Here is a 19,653-nt window from a genome sequence, read left to right on the forward strand (position 1 = left end):
TCCATCGGGAGCGCGCGGCCGGCGGCGGCCAGGGCGTCCGGGTCCCGCTGGTCCCGCTGGTCACCGTCCGCCCGGCTCGCGTCCGACGGGACCGGCTCAGAGGGCCACCGCGGTCGCCTCGGTCGCCTTGACGCTCGTCCAGACGGGAGCGCCGTCGGTGAGGCCGAGTTCGGCGAGAGCGTGCGGGGTGATCTCGGCGACGAGGTCCGGGGCCTGGTCCGAGGTGATCAGGATGCGCAGCCGGCTTCCACTGCCGGTGATCTCGCGCACGGTGCCGGGCCAGACGTTGCGGGGGCTGCCGGCGGGCTTGTCGCGATGCACGGCGACGGCTTCCGGCGCGATGATCGCGAGGGCGTTCGTGCCGACCGGGAGCGGCTCGGCGACGATGAGCGTTCCGCCGCCGGTGAGTTGGATGCCGTCGGCGGTGGCGGTGCCGGGCCAGGCGTTGCGGCCGAGCATCCGGGCGACCCAGGGGGAGCGGGGGTGCCGGGTCACCTCGGTGGGTGGGTCGTCCTGCAGGGCACGTCCGTCGTCGAGGACGAGGACCCGGTCGGCGAGCGCGACGGCCTCGACGGGGTCGTGGGTGACGATCAGGCAGACGCCGCCGAAGCCGTCGAGATGACGGCGGAGGGTGTGCCGGACATGGGCGCGGGTGGTCTGGTCCAGTGCGGCGAGCGGCTCGTCGAGCAGCAGGAGCCTGGGGCGTGCGGCCAGCGCGCGGGCGAGCGCGACGCGCTGTGCCTGACCGCCGGAGACCTGGGCCGGTCTGCGGTGCGCGAGGTGTCCGACGCCGAGCCGGTCCAGCCACTCCTGGGCGCTGCGGCGGGCCTCGGCGCGCGGGACTCCGTGGGCGCGCAGCCCGTATGCGGTGTTGGCCAGGGCGTTCATGTGCGGGAAGAGGGCGCCGTCCTGCGGGACCCAGGCCACATGGCGGCGGTGCGGCGGCAGGTCGGTGACGTCGCTGTCGCCGAGCCGGAGTTCGGCGTGGGCGCGTGGGGTGAGTCCGAGGAGTGCGCGGAGCAGCGTGGTCTTGCCTGCGCCGTTCGGACCGACGACGGCGACGGTGGTGCCCGGTTCGGCATCCAGTGTGAGCCGGTTGAACCCGGTGACGTCGGCGTGCAGGGACCAGCGCTCCTGCGCAACGGCATCGTGTGTGTCGGTGTGCTCGGGGACGAGGACGGGGACGGGTGCCCGGGTCACACCCGGTTCGGCCTCGTCGGCCGGGGGCACGGGTACGTGCGAGCGGGCAGCGGGTGCGACGCCCCAGCGGCCACGCAGGGCGACGAGGACGAGCATCGCGATGGCGAGCAGCAGGAGGGAGACCGACGTCGCCGCCTCGGGCTGTTCCTGGAGCAGCAGGTAGACCTGCAGGGGCAGCGTCTGTGTGGTGCCGGGGAGGTTGCCGGCGAACGTGATGGTGGCGCCGAACTCGCCCAGCGCGCGTGCCCAGGTGAGGGCCGCGCCGGCCAGGAGGCCCGGGGCGACCATGGGCAGGGTGACGGTGAAGAAGACCCGGACCGGCGAGGCGCCCAGGGACGCGGCGGTCTCCTCGTAGCGGGGGCGCAGTCCGCCCAGCGCGCCTTCGAGGCTGATGACGAGGAACGGCATCGCGACGAAGGTCGCGGCGAGGACGGCACCAGAGGTGTGGAACGGCAGGGTGATCCCGAAGGTGTCCTCCAGCCAGGGGCCGAGCAGACCCCGCCGGCCGAAGGCGAGCAGCAGCGCGACTCCGCCGACGGTGGGCGGCAGGACCATCGGCAGCAGTACGAGGGACCGGACGAACGCCTTGCCGGGGAACGGGACGCGCGCCAGCAGCCACGCGAGCGGCACGCCGAGGAGCAGCGACAGGCCGAGTGCCCAGAACGAGACCAGCAGGGAGAGCCGCAGCGCCTGGGTGGTCCCGGGGGTCGTGAGATGGTCCGCGAGTTCGCCCCACTGTGTCCGTACCAGGATTCCGATCAGCGGCAGCAGCAGGAACGCCACCGCCAGCAGGGCGGGGATCGCCAGGGTGACCGGGGTGCGGGGGCCCGGTGTGCGACGGCGGGTTCGTTTCAACGGGGCATCCCTGGGACGCGGGTGACGGACGGGGAAGGGCTGCCCGTTCCCCGGGAACGGGCAGCCCCCTCAGGGCAGTCGCCGGGACTACGGCTGCTGGAAGCCCGCGTCCTGGAGGATCTTCTGTGCCTCGGGCGAGGACAGCCAGGCAACGAACGCGGCGGCCGCTTCCGCGTTCTTGGACTGCTTCAGCGTGGCGGCCGGGTATGCGGCGATGGCGTTCTGCGCGTCCGGGATCTCGACGGCGTCGACCTTGTCCGTGGCGGACTGCGCGTCGGTCTTGTAGACGAGACCCGCGTCGGCCTCACCGAGTTCGACCTTGCTCAGCACGGCGCGGACGTTCGGCTCCTGGGAGACCGGCTTCACCGTGATCTTCTGGGCGTCGAGGATCTTCTTGCTGTACTTGCCGGCCGGCACCTCGGGGGCGGCGAGCACGACCTTCAGCTTCGTGTCCGCGAGGTCCTTGAGCTCGTCGACCTTGTGCGGGTTGCCTTCGACGGTGGCGATGACGAGGCGGTTCCTGGCGATGACGGCCGGGGTGCCCGTGTCCGTCCTCACGCTGTCCATGCTCTTGGTGTCCGCGGTGACGAGCGCGTCGGCCGGGGCGCCCTGCTTGACCTGGGCGACCAGCTCCTGCGACCCGGCGAAGGAGAACGTGATCTTCGTGCCTGGGTGCTTCGCCTCGTACGCGGCGCCGGCGGTCTTGAAGACGTCGGTCAGTGAAGCGGCCGCCAGCACCGTCAGGTCGGCCTTGGAAGCTCCGGCCGCGGACTCGGTCGTCTTTGCGTCGGCACCGTCCTTCTTGGAGTCGTCGCTGCCGCAGGCGGCAAGCGGGACGAGGAGGGCGGCGGTCAGTACGGCAGCGGCGGCGCGGCGTCTGGTGAAGGTGCGGGACATGAGGGTGGGACTCCTTGGGGACATGGCCGGCTTGGCGCCGTCCGAGCGGGATGGTGATGAGCCGCGCCGGTGACGGGCGACGCCGCTTGGTTGTGCAAGGGGTCAGGTGCGGTCGATGTGCACGCTGGTCGACTTCACGCGGGCGGTGGCCTGCATGCCGACTTCGAGGCCCAGTTCCTCCACGGCCTCCCTGGTCAGCAGCGAGACGAGCCGGTGCGGGCCTGCCTGGATCTCGACCTGGGCCGCGACGTCGCCGAGCTTGACCGCGGTGACGATGCCCGGGAAGGCGTTGCGCGCCGACGTGTAGGAGGCGTCGTCCTCGCCGCCGCCCTGGGCGACCTCGATGGAGAAGGCGGCCAGGTCCCGGCCGTCGATGAGGCGGCGACCGCTGTCGTCGCGATGGGTCGCGACCCGGCCGGCGTCCGCCCAGCGGCGCGCGGTGTCGGGACTGACGCCCAGCAACCGTGCCGCCTGTCCGATGGTGTAGGACTGCATACGCGCCACGCTAGAGCCATTGACCTGGCATCTGCAACTCTAGGTGTGATTATCCATCGCAGATGCCAGTCCAGTAGGAGGAAGGTCCAGCTGATCTGTGTGCTGGTGTCGCTGCGGTGCACAGGCGGGAGGCCGCGCTTCGAACCGGACGGAGCCGGAATCCGCGAGCGGCCGGACTCAGGAGTCCCGGCGCGTGTCCACGACCGCGTCGGGCAGGCGGCAGGTGCCGATCCAGATGCTGGTGACCGCGCTGATGTAGCGCGCGCCGCAGCGGTCGGAGGGTACGACGAGCTGGGTGCCCTCGACGTCGAGGTCTTCGCCGTCCAGGCGGGTCGCCAGCAGCACGGGCGAGTTTCCGAAATCGGCGTCGATCTCCCCCCACGACAGCACTGCGTGGTGGCCGTCGTCGCCGCTGACGGAAAGCAGGAAGCGGGAGCGGTCCTTGCGCCGCCGGGGGTCGAAGGCCGGGCGCGCGTCGCTCACGACCTCGCGCAGCAGGGGGCCCCGGAACGTGTGGTGCTGCGGCCCGCTGGTGGCGCAGTCGAAGATCACATCGGCCCGGTGCTGCTCCCAGTTCCGCCGCAGGTCCGCGACGGTCAGCGTGGCCGGCTCCGCCACGTCGCCGCACACGGCGAAGGATCTGGTCCGGGCGGCACGTGCATCGGCCGGGGCGCTGAGTCGACTCATCGGATTCCCCTTCGGGCGGTCGGTGCGGCATGACTGCGCCCAGTGATACCCGACCGTCGGTCCGGAGAATCGTGTTTGCGGGCCCCGAGGCCCGTATCCCCTTGCGATTGTGAGCTTGCTACGAATGACGGGGGGCATCTTCCAGGTCTATGCGCCAAGGCTCCGGTCCTCCGTGGCCGAGGCACGGGCACGGCGATCGAGGGCGAGCCAGAGATGGTCCCGGGTGACGGGCAGTTCGGTGAAGCGGATCCCGGTGGCGTCGCGCAGGGCGTTGGCGAAGGCCGGGGCGACGGGGTTGAAGGGGCTCTCGCTCATCGACTTGGCGCCGAGCGGGCCGATGGCGTCCGCGGTCTCCATGAAATGGACCTCGGTGCGCGGGATGTCGGCGTACTGCGGGAGCCGGTAGCGGCGGAAGGCCGCCGTGGTGACCTCGCCACGCTCGTCGACGCGTACGTTCTCGAAGAGGGTGGCGCCCAGCGCCTGGGCGACGCCGCCCTCGACCTGGCCCCGGCACTGCATCGGGTTCATGACGTACGTGACCCCGATGCGCCGGCAGCCTTCCTCGGCGGCCTGCTCGCTCTCGGCGACGACGGCGGCGACGCGCTGGCCGACGTAGCGGACGGTGCTGTCGAGGACCCGGGTGTCGTCGGGGTCCTCGGTGGGGTGTTCGTGACGGGCGGAGGAGTACAGGCGCTCAGGGGCGTCCTCGTGGGTGAGGACGGCGTGCACCCCCGGTACCCGGAGCGCGGCGGAGACGTCGATGGCGACGATGCGGGCATGCGCGTGAGGGGAGCGCAGCAGCTTCATGTGCAGCAGCCCGGGGACCTCGATGTCGAACGTGTAGCGGGCGGTGCCCGTGACGACCTGAGGGCCGGCCGGGGCGCCGAGGCTCTTGCCGACCGCCTTGCCGGCGCACGGCCGTTCGGTGTGCTTGACGCCGCGCACCGCGTCCTCGATCGCGCGGTAGCCCGTGCAGCGGCAGATGTTGCCCTTGAAAGCCCGGGGAAGGTCGTCGAGTTTGCCGTCGTCGTGGTCGGTGCCCTGCTCGGCCTCGAGGGCCGCGGTCGTCATCAGGAAACCGGCGGTGCAGAAGCCGCATTGGAAGCCCTGGGCATCGAGGAACTTCTGCTGGACGGGGTGGAGTTCCCCCTCCGGTGAGGCGAGGCCCTCGACGGTGGTGACGCTGCGGCCCTCGGCCCGTAGCGCCGGATAGAGGCAACTGTGCACGGGCTCGCCGTCCACGTGGACGGTGCAGGCCCCGCAGTCCCCGGCGTCGCGGCCCTTCTTCACACCGAACCAGCCGCGCTCGCGCAGATATGTGCGCAGACACTGGCCCGGGCGCGGTTCGGCGTCGAAGGGCTGGTCGTTGACCTGGAGATGGAAGTTCATCGCGCACCGTCCTGGGGAAGCCGGGTGAGTTCGCGCCGGACCTCCTCGGCGAAGAGGAAGCCCATGTGCCGGCGCCATTCGGGCAGTCCGTGGATGTCGTCGAACCAGTCGTCGTCGCCGACGGCCGACTCGATCGCGCTCCGCAGTTCCCCTTCGTCCGGAGGCAGCGGGAACCAGAGACGGAAAGGTCGTACCGTCGCCGCGGTGAGGGTCACCGCCATCGAGCCGTCCACCGGATCGAGGGCGCCGATGACCAGCACACCCGAGCGGCCGAGCCCGTACAGCGACGCCTGCCGGAATGCCGTACGGCAACCCAGCGACCGGGCCGGCAGGGTGACGGACCGGAGCAGCTCGCCCTCGCCGAGGTCCTTGCGGCCCGCGCCGGTGATGAAGTCGGTGACCTTGACTCCCCGCCGGGATCCGTCCTGGGCCTGCAGCAGGCACTCCCCGTCGAGCGCGGCGGTCAGCGAGATCATCGGTCCGGCCGGCAGGCCGTTGCAGAGATTCCCCCCGACCGTCGCCATGTTCCAGATCTTGAAAGACGCCAGGAAGGCCCTGCAGCACTGCTCGACCAACGGCGCCGCCTCGGCCCGGAGCGTCCGGCCGAAGCGGGACAGCTGGGCGATGGTGCAGGTCGCCGCGATCTCCAGCGCTCCGTCCTCCCGGTGCCCGATCGGCTCCCAGCCCATGCGGTTCAGATCCACCAGGCGCCGCAGCTGCGGCTGCGGCTCGGAGAACAGATACGTCCCCCCGCCCAGCCATGCGTCGCCCGGTCGCCAAGGCTCACGACGACGCGCGTCGAGCACGTCCGTAACCGTGTTCAGGTCCATGTCTCCCCATGCCTCTCGGCCACTGCTTCCCCGTCAGTGAAGCCCGCGGAGGGGGCCGAGGACGACTGGTCCGGCGCACGGAAATCCTCCACCGCGGTCACCTGTGAGCTGGAGGATCAGCCAAGAGGATTTCAGTGGAAAGTCCTGTGCATCTACGATGTGCTGGCTCGCAATCGCCTAGTGAATGTGAGATGCGGGGTGGTCCCGCAGCGCGCAAGGAGCACCGTATGCACATCGAAGATCTCCTCCGGCTCGACAGCCTCGACATCGCTCTGGTCTGGGCCGACGAGCCCCTGCTCGGCCGGGAGATCAGCGGAGTCACCGCCACGGACCTGGAGGACCCGGCCAGATTTCTGCAGCCGGGCGAGATCGTCCTCAGCGGACTGGTGTGGTGGACCCCGGACGACAGCCGCGCCAAGATCGATCGCTTCGTCTCCGCGCTGCGCACCGCCGGCGTGGCCGCACTCCTCGCGGGCGAGGAAACGCACGGCACGGTCCCCGGGCATCTCGTCGACTCCTGCCGCCGGCAGCGGATACCGCTGCTCGCCGTGCCCGCGCAGACCAGCTTCCGGGCCATCACCGAGTCCGTCTATCTACGCCGGTGGGGCGACCTCAGCCGCCGCCCCGCGCCCCACTACGCGCTGCCGGAGAATGTGCGCAGCGAACTCGGCCGGCTGCTCGAGCGCGGTGCGGCACCGGCCGAGCTGCTGGACCGTGCCTTCGCCCACCTCGGTACGCCGCCCTGCTACCTCCTCAGCAGCAGCGGACGCACCGTCGCCGGCACCGTCTCCGCCCCGGTGCTCACCGCCCAACAGGCCGCGAAGAGCCTGCACGGTACGTCCGGCACGACGCTGCGCATCCAGGCCGACGGCACCCCCTACGACGCCTGGCACCTCCACCTTCCAGGAGCTGACGAGGCCCCGCCGCGCGTCCTTCACGAGATCGCCGAAGTCATCGCTCAGCACCGCCACCATCACGACCGGCGTCAGGCTGGGGGCCGGAAGGCACTCGACGACCTCATCGCCCTGATCGGCGCCTCGGCACCGGACACGAACGCCGTGGACAACGCGCTGCGCTCGTGCGGCCTCCCGAGCCAAGGGCCCTACCGCGTCGTCGTCGCAAGGACGGAGGCCGACGGGCACCGTGAGAGCGGCGCCGCACTCACGGAGGCGTTGAGCCACCTCCCCTCCGTGTCCTTCGCGGTCGGGCAGGGCCCTGACGGCGAGGCGACCGGGGTCGTCCGCGCCGATGCCGACGACGACATGATGGCCCGACTGCGCGCGGCGTGGACCCTGCTCCATGACTGCCGCCCGTGCCACAGCGCCGCACACCGCCCGTGCGACGGCTGTCGAGGACCTCTCCACCCTGGAGTCACTCCTCGCGGGCGTCCCCGGCGACGTGCGTGCGGCGTACGTCAGCAGGAACTTGGGCCCGCTGCTGCAGGGTGGACGCGCTCCGCACGGCATGCTGCTGGAAACGCTCGAGGTCTTCCTCGCGCACAACTGTTCCTGGGCCAGGACCGCCGCGGCCCTCCATCTGCACGTGAACACCGTTCACTACCGCATCCAGCGCGTCGAAGCCCTGACCGGACGCGACCTCTCCCACCTCGACGACAGACTCGACCTGCGTGCCGCGATGCTCTGCCGCTGATACGCCCCTGATACGCCCCGTCGTTCACGGCAGGTCGATGTGGACGTTCGTGGACTTCACCCTCGCCGTGACGGTGACTCCGACGGCGATGGCGAGTTCGTCGACGGACTCCCGGGTCACCAGTGAGACCAGCCGGTGCGGACCGGACTGGATCTCCACCTGCGCGGCCACGTCGCCGACATGGACGGCGGTCACGATCCCGGTGAACGAGTTGCGCACGGAGGTGGACACCGAGTCCGGTACCGGATGCATGCCCGCAGCCCGCTCCTTCGCGAACGCCGCCAGGCTCACCCCGTCGATCATCCGGTTCCCCGAGCCGTCCCGGTCCATGTGCAGCCGTCCGCCGTCCGCCCACCGGCGAACGGTCTCCGAACTCACACCCAGCAGCCCTGCTGCCTGACCAATGCTGTACGACGGCACATCCGCACTCTAAGCCAGGGCCCCACGCCTGCCCGCCCGGGCATCGGTGCACGGTGGACGGTACGTAACCATCAGGTGCGTCGATCAGGCGGACGGGCCGTGGCAGTAGTGGCCCTTGTCGAGATCGTGGATGAGTCCCGGCTGTGCCGGCTGCCATCCCATCAGCTCGCGGGTCAGGGCACTGGAGGCCGGCTGGTCGCCCGCGAGGATGGCGGTCAGCCAGGTGAAGTGCTCGCCTGCGTCCGTGGGAGAGACGGAGACCACCGGCAGGTTCAGATGGCGGCCGATGACCTCGGCGATGTCACGGATGGGCACGCCCTCGTCTGCGACGGCGTGCAGCGTCGATCCCGCCGGGGCCTTCTCCAGTGCGAGGTGGAAGAGGTGTGCGGCATCGAGGCGGTGTACAGCGGGCCAGCGGTTGGTCCCGTCGCCGATGTAGCCGGAGACGCCCTTGTCGCGGGCGATGCGGACCAGGGCCGCGATGAAGCCGTGGTCTCCTTCGCCGTGAACGGTCCGAGGCAGCCGTACAGCGGACGAACGGACGCCACGGTAAGCGAGGGAGAGCGCCCAGCCGGAGGTGGCGGCCCGGGTCTGCGGGCCGTCACCCTGGGCCGCCGTGGCCGGGAGGCTGTGCCCGTCGCGTTCGGTCGCCGAACGCCCGGGTTCCACAGGTGTCCCGGAGGCGATCACGAACGGCCGGTCAGAACCCGCAAGTACCTCGCCGATCGCCTCGACGGCGCGGCGGTCGGCGTCGGCGGCGCCCTCGAAGTCCCCCGAGAAAGCGATGTCGTGCTTGAACGCGAGGTGGATCACGCCGTCCGATGCGGCCGCCGCGCGCCGCTGGGTTTCGAGATCGTCGAGAGTGCCGCGGACCGGCTCGGCCCCTGCCGAGGCCAGGGCGGCGGCTGAGGCATCCGAACGGGCGAGCCCGACGACCTGATGACCCGCGCCGATGAGCTCGGGGACGACGGCGGAGCCGATCCAGCCGGACGCGCCGGTGACGAAAACGCGCATGCGAAGACCTCCATGTGAGTCAACCGTCAGGGCGCTGGGTGCGCGACGGTCGACTGATGTCAGTGACTGACATCGACGTTAACATGCGATGTCAGTCATTGTCATCGCGTAGGATCAGGGGCATGGGTCGGTGGGAACCAAACGCGCACGGTCGGCTGGAACAGGCGGCGCTGGAGCTCTACAGCGAGCGCGGGTTCGAACAGACCACCGTGAAGGAGATCGCCGAGCGGGCGGGACTCACGGAGCGAACGTTCTTCCGGCACTTCGCCGACAAACGCGAGGTCCTGTTCCCTCACGCCAGCCCCCTGCAGGAATCCCTCGTCGCAGCACTCGCCGCCGCCCCTGATGCGGCGGCGCCGATCGACGCGGTGGCCGCGGCCCTGGAGGCCGCCTCTGATCTGTTCCGGGAGCGCCGTGAGCTCTCCAGGCGGCGCCAGGCCGTCATCGCCGCCAACTCGGAGCTTCAGGAACGCGAGCTGATCAAGCTGGCGTCACTCGCCTCGGCGATGGCCGATGCATTGCGCCGACGCGGCGTCACCGACCCGACCGCGAGCCTGGCCGCCGAGGTCGGGGTGGCCGCCTTCAAGATTGCGTACGCACGTTGGATCGGCGAGGCCGGGCAACGGGACATGTCGGAACTCGTCCGGGATTCGCTCGACGAACTCAAAGCCGTGACCGCAGGCAAGTGATCATCGGCCGCCCTGGCGCGCGGCGGACGCCGCTCGGATCGTCCCGGCCGCTGCTGTGCCCCGTCAGGCACTCTGTGGAGAGATGAACTCCCTCGTGAAACGTGGGGATCTGACCGATGCTCAGCGTGCCCGGCTGGAGGCACTGTTGCCAACGTGCAGGGAAGCGTGTCTTCGCCGAACCGCAGTGGTGTGCCGGGTCGAGCGGTGGTTCGCCGAGAAGGCACGGCTCAGTCCGACGTGCTGATGAGCTCGTCGGTGACCCACCGTGCGACGTCGGCGGGGTAGGGCGCCGGCAGTCCGAGGACGATGGGGCCGAAGCCGGTGTCGATCGCGCCGCCGATCGCGTTCTGCAACTGCTCGAAGCCGCGGCCGGTTCCGGCGAGATTCGATCCGACCTGGACGCCTACGAACTCATGCGCGGCGTCGGGAACCTCTGCATCGGCGCGGACAGCGATCCCCGCTACGACGCACGTCGACTGGTCGAGTTCCTCATCGCAGGACTGCGCCGGCCGCACTGAGCGTCCGGCTGCACCGACTACAGCCAGTCCCGCCGTTTGAAGACGAAGTACAGGCTGACGCAGACGACGCCCATCAGGCCGATTGCCAGGGGGTAGCCGAAGCCCCAGTGCAGCTCCGGCATGTTGTCGAAGTTCATGCCGTAGATCGTTCCCACGAGTGTGGGCGCGAACAGGATGGCGGCCCAGGCCGAGATCTTCTTGATCTCCTCGTTCTGCTCGAACCCCGCCTCCGCCAGCGCCCGCATCTCCGCGTTCTGCTGCTGTGTCACCAGGGTCGTGTTGACCGTCAGGATGTCGGCGAGGGCCTGGCGGAAGCCGTCGACGCGCTCGCTGGTGTGGGTGACGTGGTCGGCGACGTCGCGGAGGTAGCGCTGGAGCTCCTCGTCCGTGCCGTATTTGGCGAATCCCGCCATCAGGCCGTGGAGCATGCCCACCAGGGGACGGGTGGCGCGCTGGAACTCGACCATTTCGCGGGCGAGTTCGTAGATACGGCGGGACACGGCGGGGTCGCCGCCGAAGACCTCGGTCTCGATCTCGTCGATGTCGTTCTGTACGCCCGCGACGACCGGGGCGTAGCCGTCGACGACCGCGTCGAGGATGGCGTAGAGGACCGCCTCCGGGCCGAGCGCCAGCAGCTCGGGGGTGCCCTCCATGCGGCGGCGGACCGCCGAAAGATCAGGGGCGGCGCCGTGGCGGACCGTGATCAGGAAGTCGCGGCCGACGAAGACGTGGAGCTCGCCGAAGTCGACCTCCTCCGGGGCGTCGAGGTAGCGGGCGGCACGCAGGACGACGAAGAGCGTTTCGCCGTAACGTTCCAGCTTCGGGCGCTGGTGGGCCTCCAACGCGTCCTCGACGGCCAGCTCGTGGAGGTCGAATTCCTCGGCCAGCGAGAGCAGCTCGGATTCGGACGGCCGGTGCAGACCTATCCAGGCCATCCCGGCCGGCTCCTCGCGCAGCTGGCGGAACGTCTCGGCGAGCGACGCGGGCGCCGAGACGCGGCGGCCGTCGCGGTAGAGCGCGGCCTGGACGATGCTGCCCTGGTCCTTCTGTACGGGGGCCGAGGCGGGCGGCTGCGCGGCGGGTCCCGGCGGCCGGGGCGGGGCCGCGGCGGGGGCCGTCCGGCGACGCCAGGCAGGCTTCTTCGGGATCGGAACGGGGCGCGCTCGTCGGTCGGACATCCTGAGGTCACCTCCCACGCGACGTACGCGGCGCCGTACGCGCTGCGTACAGGCCTCCCTGACCGGCCACGGAGCAGGATATACGGGCTGAATCGCACCGGCATGGCGGCGCCGGGAACACTATTGCGGACAGAAAGTGTCCGCAAGGGTCGGTAGCGTGCCGGTCATGGTCTCGAAGACACTCCCCGTGCTCGGTCCCAGGGCGCTGGGCCGCGCCACGCTGGAGCGCCAGCTGCTGCTGCGCCGTGACCCGGAGAACCGGCCGACCGTCAAGGCCGCCGTACAGCACCTCGTCGGCCTCCAGGCGCAGAACGTCAAGCCCCCGTACTACGCACTCGCCGCCCGGCTGCACGGATTCCGCCCGCAGGAGCTCTCCGGGCTGATGGAGTCGCGGGAGGTCGCGCGGCTCGTCACGATGCGGTCCACCATCCATACGCACACCGCGGGCGACTGCCTCACCCTCCGCCCGTTCGCCCAGGCAGGAGGCCCCGACCGGGAGCTGAAGATGTTTGTCAAGCGGCTGAACGGCGTCGACCTCGACCGCCTCGCCGCGCTCAGCCGGGAACTGGTCGAGGAACGCCCCCGCCCGGTCAAGGAGCTCCGGGAGGCGCTGTTCACGCGCTGGCCCGACGCGGACCCTCTCGCCCTCACCGTCGCCGCGCGCTGTCTGCTGCCGCTGGTGCAGGTCACCCCGCGCGGACTCTGGGGCAGCGGCGGCCAGGTCATGCTGACCACCGCCGAGCAGTGGTTCGGCGGGCCGGTCGAGCCCGCGCCGGAGCCCGAAGCGGTCGTACGGCGCTACCTCGCCGCGTTCGGGCCCGCCTCGGTGAAGGACATGCAGACCTGGTCCGGGCTGACCCGGATGCGGAGCGCCTTCGAGCGGCTGCGCCCCGAGCTTCTCACCTTCCAGGACGAGAACGGCGTGGAGCTGTTCGACCTCCCGGACGCGCCCCGTCCGGACGCCGGCACCCCAGCCCCGCCGCGCTTCCTTGCCGAGTACGACAACCTGCTGCTCTCGCACGCCGATCGCTCCCGCTTCGTCCCGGAGGAGTTCAGGCTACGCACCTGGAAGGGGAACCAGCCCTACTGCGTCTTCCTCGTCGACGGAGTCCTCGCCGGGATCTGGCGGCTGGAGGAGGCCGGGGACGCGGCCACGCTGTCCGTCCAGCCCTTCGAGAACCTGACGCGGACGCAGCGCGCGGCCGTGGCCGAGGAGGGCGAACGGATGCTCACCACGATGACTTCGGCCACGACCCGCGATGTGCGGTTCGGGGTGTTCGCGGACTGACCGGCGCATCGACCAGCGCACTACCGGCGCACCGACGAGCGGACTGAGTGATCCTCCGGGCGCAACCTAGCCCTGCGAGTCCGGCTTCCAGTCCTGGACGAGGAGCCCGAGCAGCACCTCGTCAAGAAACTCGCCCATCACCCAGGCCGAGGAGCGCAGCACGCCCTCGCGGACGAAACCGTTGCGCTCGGCTGAGCGCAGCATCGCGGCGTTGTCCGACAGCGTCTCGATCTGCAGCCGCTGCAAGCCGCGCACGACGAAACCGTAGTGGCACAGCGCCGCGACCACGTCGGTGCCGTAGCCCTTGCCGCGGGCGGACGGCAGCAGTCCGAGGCCGATGTGCGCGGACCGGTTGTGGTTGTCGATGCCCCACAGCGTCGCGGTGCCGACCAGCGTGCCGCCGTCCAACTCCACCACGGAGAACGGGACGTGCCCTTGCTCCTTGTCGTCCACCACGAGCCGCGAGTCCTTCGAGCCGGGCGTGATCGGCCGCCACGGCCGGCCTTCGGCCCGCGAGGCGTTGACCACGTCGTCGTAGAGCTCTGCCCGCAGGATCGGGATGTCGTCCTCGTGTCGGGCCCTGAGCCCGACCTTGCTGCCCCTTAGCATGCGATCTTCCTATCCGGCCGGGCTCGCCGACGGCAAACCAGTAAGGCAGCTGCATTGGCACCTTCCGGGCCCCAGGGCCTGGAAGCGCGTCGCCGGGCCCCGGAAGATCCGTCGGCATCGGCCGCTCGGTCCGCGCCGGTCCGCCGGGTCAGCCGGCATTCATCCGCTTCAGTCCGCGCGACCCGTCGCCGCGACCGTCACCCCGAGCCCGATCATCGCGAAGCCGCCCGCTCCGCCGACGAGGGAGAGCCGCCGCTCCGAGCGGGCGAACCAGTTCCGCGCGGCCGCGGCGCCGAGCCCCCACAGGGTGTCCGTGACCAGTCCGATCGCGATCGGGACCAGACCCAGCACCAGCATCTGCGCGGGAACGCTGCCCTGGGAGTGGTCCACGAACTGGGGGAGTACGGCGGCGAAGAAGACGATCCCCTTGGGGTTGGTGACCCCGACGACCATCCCGTCGAGGACCGTGCGCAGATCACCGTGCGCCGGGCTCGCCGGTGCGGCCGCGATGGCCGAGGCATTCAGCTCCTTGCGGTGCCTGAACGCCTGGACGCCCAGAAGGACCAGATACGCGGCGCCGGCGAGCTTCACCACGAGGAACACGGTCACGGAGCTCTCCACGAGCGAGCCGACACCGAACGCGACGGCGACCACGAGGACATACGAGCCGAAGACATTGCCGATCACCGTCGCCAGCGCGGTACGCCGGCCATGGGCCAGTGCACGCCCGATCACGAACAGCACGCTCGGCCCCGGGATCACGATCACCAGGAGTGACATCGCCGCGAACGCGAGCACCCGATCCGCCGACACCATGCCGTACACCTCCGTCGTCCGCCGCCGCGACCACTTCGCGTCTCGGCGCGCCCGCACACGGTCTCACGTGCGGACCTCGCCCGGGGCGCCATCGGCCTTGCACGGCGGCGGCCGGGGCACGCCCCCGCCGCCCCCGCCCCGCATCCCACGTCTAGGCCCTGTCCGGGCGATCTTCGAGGAACAGGCCGCGGCGTCAGATGCGGTGCATCGCAAGGCGGAGGATCGCCCTTGTGCTGGACGTACTTGGGCGACTCCGACAACGCAGCGCGGTGCCGTAGCTGTCGTCGCGGCCCCGACAAGATCGCCCGGACAGGGCCTAGGGCAGCAGCCCCGCCCGCCGGGCCGCCACCACCGCCTCCAGGCGCGTGTGCGCACCCAGCTTGCGCATCGCGGCGCGGAGGTAGCCCTTGACCGTCTCCGGGCGCAGCCCCAGGCGGTCGGCCGCGGCCGCGTTGGTCGAGCCGCCGGCGACGCAGGCGAGGACGTCCAGCTCGCGCGGCGCGAGTGCGACGCCCGGGACACGGGCGGCCGAAGGGCCCGTGGCGGCGAGCCGCCCGCATACGGAGAGCAGGTCCTCGCGCAGCGACGCGTCGGCGATCCGTGGTGCCAGGGCGCGCAGTTCGCGGTGGACCTCGCGGACCTCCTCCCAGGCGTGCCGGCCACCGGGGCCGGGATCCGGTTCGCGCGCCACGGCCAGCAGCCGCTGCACCTCGTCCTGGACGGCCAGCGTCTGCTCCACGTCCCGCGCGGCGGCCACCGCGGCGTCCAGCGTGCGCTCGCCCAGCGGCAGCGGCGTACGCAGCGCCCCGTACAGCACGCCCCGTACCTTCCGGCGTACGACCACGGGCACCGCGACCACCGACCGCAGCCCCTCGGCCGCCACCGCCGTGTCGTACTCGTGGCTGATGTGCCGGGCCGCGGGATAGTCGGTCACCGCACACGGCCGAGACAGCGCGATCGCCTTTCCGCCAAGACCGTTGCCCGACCAGATCGCCAGCCCGCGCAGCGCGCCCGTCAGCGCCCCGTTCAGCTCGGCGATCCGCATCTGCCGCGGCTCGTGCAGCAGTCCGCCGAAGGCGATCTGCAGTCCGGTGGCGCGGCGGAGCCGCAGCAGTGCCGCCCGTATCTCGACCGCCTCCGCCACTGAGGTCATGTGTTCCGGTCCTCCCGACAGCACAGCACCCCCGTACGGGGGTAGTGAGACCTGCGTCACCGATTACACGATGCCACTGACGGGTCCCGCAACGAGGAGGGCACATGACGGCAGGCAGCGAGACCGAGAGGTTCCGGGCGGCCCGGGATTTCCTGCTGCAGCACAGGGAGGACTACGCGGCGGCGTACGAAGGATTCAGCTGGCCCCGTTTCGAGCGGTTCAACTGGGCCCTGGACTGGTTCGACGCGATCGCCGCCGGTAACGACCGGACCGCGCTGCACATTGTCGAGGAGGACGGCCCGGCCACCCGGCTCACCTTCGCCGAGATGTCCGCGCGGTCGAACCGGGCGGCGAACTGGCTGCGGGAGCAGGGCGTCCGCGCGGGAGACCGGATCCTCGTGATGCTCGCCAACCAGGCCGAGCTGTGGGAGACCGCGCTCGCCGCGATGAAGCTGCGCGCCGTGGTCATCCCCGCGACGCCGCTGCTGGGCCCGGTCGATCTGCGGGACCGGATCGAACGGGGCCAGGTCCGGCACGCGATCGTCCGGGCCGAGGACACCGCCAAGTTCGCCGACGTGCCGGGGGAGTACACCCGCATCGTCGTCGGGGAGCGCGGGGAGCGCGCGGCGGACGGATGGCTCGCCTACGAGCAGGCGTACGACGCGTCCGAGAACTTCGAGCCCGGCGGGCCCACCCGCGCCGACGACCCGCTGATGCTGTACTTCACCTCCGGCACGACCGCCCACCCCAAGCTCGTCGAGCACACCCATGTCTCCTACCCCGTCGGCCATCTGGCCACGATGTACTGGATCGGGCTCCAGCCGGGCGACGTCCATCTCAACATCTCGTCACCCGGCTGGGCCAAGCACGCCTGGTCGAACCTCTTCGCGCCGTGGAACGCGGAGGCGACCGTCTTCATCCACAACTACACCCGCTTCGACCCGGCCCGGCTGATGGCGGAGATGGACGACGCGGGCGTCACCAGCTTCTGCGCCCCGCCCACCGTGTGGCGGATGCTGATCCAGGCGGACCTGAGCCGGCTGCGGACACCCCCGAGGGAGGTCGTCGCGGCCGGAGAGCCGCTCAACCCCGAAGTGATCGAGACGGTACGCCGCGCATGGGGTGTGACCATCCGGGACGGCTTCGGACAGACCGAGACGGCGGTCCAGGTCTCCAACAGCCCCGGCCAGCTGCTGAAAGCGGGCTCGATGGGCCGCCCGAGCCCAGGCTTCCGCGTTGAACTCATCGACCCCGTCAGCGGGAAGCCGGGCGCCGAGGAGGGCGAGATCTCCCTCGATCTGTCGGACCGGCCGGTGGGCCTGATGACCGGCTACCACGGCGACGCCGAGCGTACGGCGGAGGCGATGGCGGGCGGCTACTACCGCACCGGCGACATCGGCTCGCGCGACGCCGACGGGTACATCACCTACGTGGGCCGCGCCGACGACGTCTTCAAGGCGTCCGACTACAAGATCTCGCCGTTCGAGCTGGAGAGCGCGCTCCTGGAGCACGAGGCGGTGGCGGAGGCCGCGGTGGTGCCCGCGCCGGACCCGCTGCGCCTCGCCGTCCCCAAGGCGTACGTGGTGCTCGCGGCAGGCTGGGACCCGGGACCCGGGACGGCGAAGGAGATCTTCGCGCATTCGCGCGCGGTGCTGGCGCCGTACAAGCGCGTCCGCAAGCTGGAGTTCGGCGAGCTGCCGAAGACCGTCTCCGGGAAGATCCGCCGTATCGAGCTGCGCGAGGCCACCGCCGCCGGCTCGGCGGCCGAGTACGACGAGGGGGACCTGCGATGACTCTGTCGTACGCGCACGGTGTCAGCGGCACGGAGCTGCTCGGCGACACGATCGGCGCGAACCTGGACCGGGCGATCGCGGCACACGGCGAGCGCGAGGCGCTGGTCGACGTACCGTCCGGGCGCCGCTGGACGTACGCGGAGTTCGGCGCGGACGTCGACGAGCTGGCGAGGGCGCTGCTCGCGCGCGGGATCGCCGACGGGGACCGGGTCGGCATCTGGGCGGTGAACTGTCCGGAGTGGGTCCTCGTGCAGTACGCCACAGCCCGCATCGGCGCGATCATGGTGAACATCAACCCGGCGTACCGCGCCCACGAGGTGGAGTACGTACTGAACCAGGCCGGGATCTCGCTGCTCTTCGCCTCTCTCGCCCACAAGACGAGCGACTACCGGGCGATCGTCGAGCAGGTGCGCGGGAACTGCCCGGGGCTGCGGGAGGCCGTGTACATCGGCGACGACAGCTGGACGGAGCTCCTGTCGGCGGCGGCGTCCGTGGGGCCGGACGAACTCGCCGCGCGCGAGGCGCAGTTGTCCTGCGACGACGCGGTCAACATCCAGTACACCTCCGGCACCACCGGATTCCCCAAGGGCGCGACCCTCTCCCACCACAACATCCTCAACAACGGCTATTTCGTCGGGGAGATGATCGGCTACACCGAGCAGGACCGGGTCTGTCTTCCGGTGCCCTTCTACCACTGCTTCGGCATGGTCATGGGCAATCTGGGCGCCACGTCGCACGGTGCGTGCATCGTCATCCCGGGGCCGTCCTTCGATCCTGCCGCCACGCTGCGGGCCGTGCAGCAGGAGCGCTGCACGTCGCTCTACGGCGTCCCGACGATGTTCATCGCGGAGCTGAACCTCCCCGGCTTCGGGACGTACGACCTGAGTTCGCTCCGTACCGGGATCATGGCGGGCTCGCCCTGCCCGGTGGAGGTGATGAAGCGCGTCGTCGCCGAGATGAACATGGCGGAGGTGTCGATCTGTTACGGCATGACGGAGACCTCCCCGGTCTCCACCCAGACCCGGCGCGACGACGACCTGGAGCGCCGCACCGGCACGGTCGGCCGGGTGCTCCCGCACGTCGAGGTCAAGGTCACCGACCCGGCCACCGGCGTCACCCTCCCGCGCGGTGAGGCGGGCGAGCTGTGCACCCGCGGCTACAGCGTGATGCTCGGCTACTGGAACGAGCCGGAGAAGACCGCCGAGGCCATCGACCCCGGCCGCTGGATGCACACGGGCGACCTCGCGGTGATCCGTGACGACGGCTGCGTCCAGATCGTCGGTCGCATCAAGGACATGATCATCCGTGGTGGCGAGAACGTGTATCCACGCGAGATCGAGGAGTTCCTGTACGGGCACCCGAAGATCGCTGACGTCCAGGTGGTCGGCGTGCCGGACGAGAAGTACGGCGAGGAGATCCTGGCCTGCGTGGTCCCCCGCGACCCGGACGATCCGCCGACGTTGGCCGACCTCGCCGCGTTCTGCCGCGAACAGCTCGCGCACTACAAGATCCCCCGGCGGCTGGAGATCCTCGACGCCTTCCCGATGACGGTGAGCGGCAAGGTGCGGAAGGTGGAGCTGCGGGAGCGCTACGGCTGAACCACGTCCCGGCGCATGCACACCCGGGGCCAGCGGTCCAGGCCGTGTTCGGCCTCCGCGTGCCGGATCTCCCGCAGACCCTGGGTGAGTTCGCCGTCGCCCAGCGTCCGGAAGCCGAGGCGCGCGTAGTACGGCGCGTTCCACGGGACCTCGGTGAACGTCGTCAGCGTGAGGGCGGTCAGGCCCTCGGCCGCGGCCACCGCCGCCAGATGGTCGATCAGGCCGCGGCCCAGACCGCGCCGGGCGACGGCCGGGTGGACCGACAACTGCTCGATGTGGGCGGCCCCGTCGACCGGGTCGCAGAGCAGATACGCGACGGGAAGGCCGTCCCCGTCCGCCGTCACCCAGGCGTGGCCGCCTTGGCGGTACTGCTCCAGGACGTCGAGCGCCGGCGGCTCGTCGTCGGCGATCGACGCCATGCCGAGGGCGCGGAAGGGTTCCCCGGCGGCCCTTTCGATGTCCTGGAGGAGCGGAAGTTCGGCGCGGGCGGCCGGTCGGATGCGCATACGGCGAGTATCGCTCAGGGACCGCCCGGCCGGGCCGCCGCCGTCACCACGAACCGCCGCGCGACAGC

Annotated in this window: 18 protein-coding genes and 2 pseudogenes; 6 read left to right on the forward strand and 14 right to left on the reverse strand. The window is 71.0% G+C overall.

What is annotated here, in order from left to right; translation table 11 throughout:
• Nucleotides 1–96: 96 nt before the first annotated feature.
• From AC0699_RS14470 to AC0699_RS14500, 7 genes and pseudogenes are all read right to left on the reverse strand, one after another.
• Nucleotides 97–2,055, reverse strand: a complete 1,959-nt coding sequence (locus AC0699_RS14470; protein WP_478659741.1) for an ABC transporter permease — start codon at nucleotides 2,053–2,055, stop codon at nucleotides 97–99.
• An 87-nt stretch (nucleotides 2,056–2,142) separates the two neighbouring features.
• Nucleotides 2,143–2,952 carry a molybdate ABC transporter substrate-binding protein gene (gene modA, locus AC0699_RS14475; protein ID WP_478659743.1) on the reverse strand — a complete coding sequence of 270 codons (810 nt, stop codon included), beginning with the start codon at nucleotides 2,950–2,952 and terminating at the stop codon, nucleotides 2,143–2,145.
• A gap of 102 nt (nucleotides 2,953–3,054) precedes the next feature.
• On the reverse strand, nucleotides 3,055–3,447 hold the full coding sequence (locus AC0699_RS14480) for a TOBE domain-containing protein (protein WP_453657605.1): 393 nt from the start codon (nucleotides 3,445–3,447) through the stop codon (nucleotides 3,055–3,057).
• Between the two features lie 177 nt (nucleotides 3,448–3,624).
• Nucleotides 3,625–4,134: a molybdopterin-dependent oxidoreductase gene (locus AC0699_RS14485; RefSeq protein ID WP_478659745.1), complete on the reverse strand. Its 510-nt coding sequence runs from the start codon at nucleotides 4,132–4,134 to the stop codon at nucleotides 3,625–3,627.
• Nucleotides 4,135–4,281: 147 nt separating this feature from the next.
• Entirely contained in the window at nucleotides 4,282–4,662 is a 381-nt protein-coding gene (locus tag AC0699_RS14490; protein WP_478659959.1) for a molybdopterin cofactor-binding domain-containing protein, read from the reverse strand.
• Nucleotides 4,654–5,523, reverse strand: a pseudogene (locus tag AC0699_RS14495) ((2Fe-2S)-binding protein); the annotation flags it as partial. The gene AC0699_RS14490 and the pseudogene AC0699_RS14495, both read right to left, overlap by 9 nt.
• Nucleotides 5,520–6,353, reverse strand: coding sequence for an FAD binding domain-containing protein (locus AC0699_RS14500; RefSeq protein WP_478659747.1), 834 nt, complete (start codon nucleotides 6,351–6,353; stop codon nucleotides 5,520–5,522). The gene AC0699_RS14500 and the pseudogene AC0699_RS14495, both read right to left, overlap by 4 nt.
• A gap of 227 nt (nucleotides 6,354–6,580) precedes the next feature.
• Between AC0699_RS14500 and AC0699_RS14505 the strand changes: the two genes are divergently transcribed.
• On the forward strand, nucleotides 6,581–8,014 hold the full coding sequence (locus AC0699_RS14505) for a PucR family transcriptional regulator ligand-binding domain-containing protein (RefSeq protein ID WP_478659749.1): 1,434 nt from the start codon (nucleotides 6,581–6,583) through the stop codon (nucleotides 8,012–8,014).
• Between the two features lie 13 nt (nucleotides 8,015–8,027).
• Here AC0699_RS14505 and AC0699_RS14510 read toward each other — a convergent pair whose 3' ends face one another.
• Both AC0699_RS14510 and AC0699_RS14515 read right to left on the reverse strand, forming a co-directional pair.
• Nucleotides 8,028–8,423, reverse strand: a complete 396-nt coding sequence (locus AC0699_RS14510; protein WP_478659750.1) for a TOBE domain-containing protein — start codon at nucleotides 8,421–8,423, stop codon at nucleotides 8,028–8,030.
• A gap of 84 nt (nucleotides 8,424–8,507) precedes the next feature.
• A complete protein-coding gene (locus tag AC0699_RS14515) occupies nucleotides 8,508–9,437 on the reverse strand; it encodes an SDR family oxidoreductase (RefSeq protein ID WP_478659751.1) in 930 nt (309 codons plus the stop codon).
• A gap of 122 nt (nucleotides 9,438–9,559) precedes the next feature.
• Here AC0699_RS14515 and AC0699_RS14520 point away from each other — a divergent pair, with 122 nt between their 5' ends.
• On the forward strand, nucleotides 9,560–10,126 hold the full coding sequence (locus tag AC0699_RS14520; protein WP_478659752.1) for a TetR/AcrR family transcriptional regulator: 567 nt from the start codon (nucleotides 9,560–9,562) through the stop codon (nucleotides 10,124–10,126).
• A gap of 293 nt (nucleotides 10,127–10,419) precedes the next feature.
• Nucleotides 10,420–10,644: pseudogene (locus AC0699_RS14525) on the forward strand (SbtR family transcriptional regulator); the annotation flags it as partial.
• Between the two features lie 17 nt (nucleotides 10,645–10,661).
• On the opposite strand, the gene AC0699_RS14530 reads toward AC0699_RS14525, so the two are convergent.
• Nucleotides 10,662–11,822: a magnesium and cobalt transport protein CorA gene (locus tag AC0699_RS14530; protein ID WP_478659753.1), complete on the reverse strand. Its 1,161-nt coding sequence runs from the start codon at nucleotides 11,820–11,822 to the stop codon at nucleotides 10,662–10,664.
• 166 nt (nucleotides 11,823–11,988) lie between these two features.
• Between AC0699_RS14530 and AC0699_RS14535 the strand changes: the two genes are divergently transcribed.
• Entirely contained in the window at nucleotides 11,989–13,110 is a 1,122-nt protein-coding gene (locus AC0699_RS14535) for a winged helix DNA-binding domain-containing protein (protein ID WP_478659755.1), read from the forward strand.
• A 66-nt stretch (nucleotides 13,111–13,176) separates the two neighbouring features.
• On the opposite strand, the gene AC0699_RS14540 is transcribed toward AC0699_RS14535, so the two are convergent.
• The 3 genes from AC0699_RS14540 to AC0699_RS14550 form a co-directional block, all read right to left on the reverse strand.
• The gene (locus AC0699_RS14540) at nucleotides 13,177–13,719 is read right to left on the reverse strand and encodes a GNAT family N-acetyltransferase (protein WP_478659757.1); all 543 of its coding nucleotides are present in this window, start codon (nucleotides 13,717–13,719) and stop codon (nucleotides 13,177–13,179) included.
• A 168-nt stretch (nucleotides 13,720–13,887) separates the two neighbouring features.
• The gene (locus AC0699_RS14545; protein ID WP_478659759.1) at nucleotides 13,888–14,535 is read right to left on the reverse strand and encodes a LysE family translocator; all 648 of its coding nucleotides are present in this window, start codon (nucleotides 14,533–14,535) and stop codon (nucleotides 13,888–13,890) included.
• Nucleotides 14,536–14,851: 316 nt separating this feature from the next.
• A complete protein-coding gene (locus AC0699_RS14550) occupies nucleotides 14,852–15,688 on the reverse strand; it encodes a helix-turn-helix transcriptional regulator (RefSeq protein WP_469769713.1) in 837 nt (278 codons plus the stop codon).
• Nucleotides 15,689–15,792: 104 nt separating this feature from the next.
• On the opposite strand from AC0699_RS14550, the gene AC0699_RS14555 reads away from it, so the two are divergent.
• Both AC0699_RS14555 and AC0699_RS14560 read left to right on the forward strand, forming a co-directional pair.
• Nucleotides 15,793–17,481, forward strand: a complete 1,689-nt coding sequence (locus tag AC0699_RS14555) for an AMP-binding protein (protein WP_478659762.1) — start codon at nucleotides 15,793–15,795, stop codon at nucleotides 17,479–17,481.
• Nucleotides 17,478–19,079, forward strand: a complete 1,602-nt coding sequence (locus AC0699_RS14560) for an AMP-binding protein (protein WP_478659764.1) — start codon at nucleotides 17,478–17,480, stop codon at nucleotides 19,077–19,079. The genes AC0699_RS14555 and AC0699_RS14560 overlap by 4 nt, the downstream gene beginning before the upstream one ends.
• On the opposite strand, the gene AC0699_RS14565 is transcribed toward AC0699_RS14560, so the two are convergent.
• The gene (locus AC0699_RS14565; protein WP_478659765.1) at nucleotides 19,070–19,585 is read right to left on the reverse strand and encodes a GNAT family N-acetyltransferase; all 516 of its coding nucleotides are present in this window, start codon (nucleotides 19,583–19,585) and stop codon (nucleotides 19,070–19,072) included. The genes AC0699_RS14560 and AC0699_RS14565 overlap by 10 nt on opposite strands.
• Between the last annotated feature and the right edge of the window lie 68 nt (nucleotides 19,586–19,653).

The sequence above is a fragment of the Streptomyces sp. NPDC043870 genome, from assembly GCF_056435785.1.

Coding starts and splice junctions, on each gene's coding strand:
- AC0699_RS14545 (WP_478659759.1), bottom strand. CDS start 14,535: ATGGTGTCGGCGGATCGGGTGCTCGCGTTCGCGGCGATGTCACTCCTG.
- modA (WP_478659743.1), bottom strand. CDS start 2,952: ATGTCCCGCACCTTCACCAGACGCCGCGCCGCCGCTGCCGTACTGACC.
- AC0699_RS14540 (WP_478659757.1), bottom strand. CDS start 13,719: ATGCTAAGGGGCAGCAAGGTCGGGCTCAGGGCCCGACACGAGGACGAC.
- AC0699_RS14530 (WP_478659753.1), bottom strand. CDS start 11,822: ATGTCCGACCGACGAGCGCGCCCCGTTCCGATCCCGAAGAAGCCTGCC.
- AC0699_RS14535 (WP_478659755.1), top strand. CDS start 11,989: ATGGTCTCGAAGACACTCCCCGTGCTCGGTCCCAGGGCGCTGGGCCGC.
- AC0699_RS14500 (WP_478659747.1), bottom strand. CDS start 6,353: ATGGACCTGAACACGGTTACGGACGTGCTCGACGCGCGTCGTCGTGAG.
- AC0699_RS14505 (WP_478659749.1), top strand. CDS start 6,581: ATGCACATCGAAGATCTCCTCCGGCTCGACAGCCTCGACATCGCTCTG.
- AC0699_RS14560 (WP_478659764.1), top strand. CDS start 17,478: ATGACTCTGTCGTACGCGCACGGTGTCAGCGGCACGGAGCTGCTCGGC.
- AC0699_RS14520 (WP_478659752.1), top strand. CDS start 9,560: ATGGGTCGGTGGGAACCAAACGCGCACGGTCGGCTGGAACAGGCGGCG.
- AC0699_RS14515 (WP_478659751.1), bottom strand. CDS start 9,437: ATGCGCGTTTTCGTCACCGGCGCGTCCGGCTGGATCGGCTCCGCCGTC.
- AC0699_RS14565 (WP_478659765.1), bottom strand. CDS start 19,585: ATGCGCATCCGACCGGCCGCCCGCGCCGAACTTCCGCTCCTCCAGGAC.
- AC0699_RS14550 (WP_469769713.1), bottom strand. CDS start 15,688: ATGACCTCAGTGGCGGAGGCGGTCGAGATACGGGCGGCACTGCTGCGG.
- AC0699_RS14485 (WP_478659745.1), bottom strand. CDS start 4,134: ATGAGTCGACTCAGCGCCCCGGCCGATGCACGTGCCGCCCGGACCAGA.
- AC0699_RS14555 (WP_478659762.1), top strand. CDS start 15,793: ATGACGGCAGGCAGCGAGACCGAGAGGTTCCGGGCGGCCCGGGATTTC.
- AC0699_RS14480 (WP_453657605.1), bottom strand. CDS start 3,447: ATGCAGTCCTACACCATCGGACAGGCGGCACGGTTGCTGGGCGTCAGT.
- AC0699_RS14490 (WP_478659959.1), bottom strand. CDS start 4,662: ATGAACCCGATGCAGTGCCGGGGCCAGGTCGAGGGCGGCGTCGCCCAG.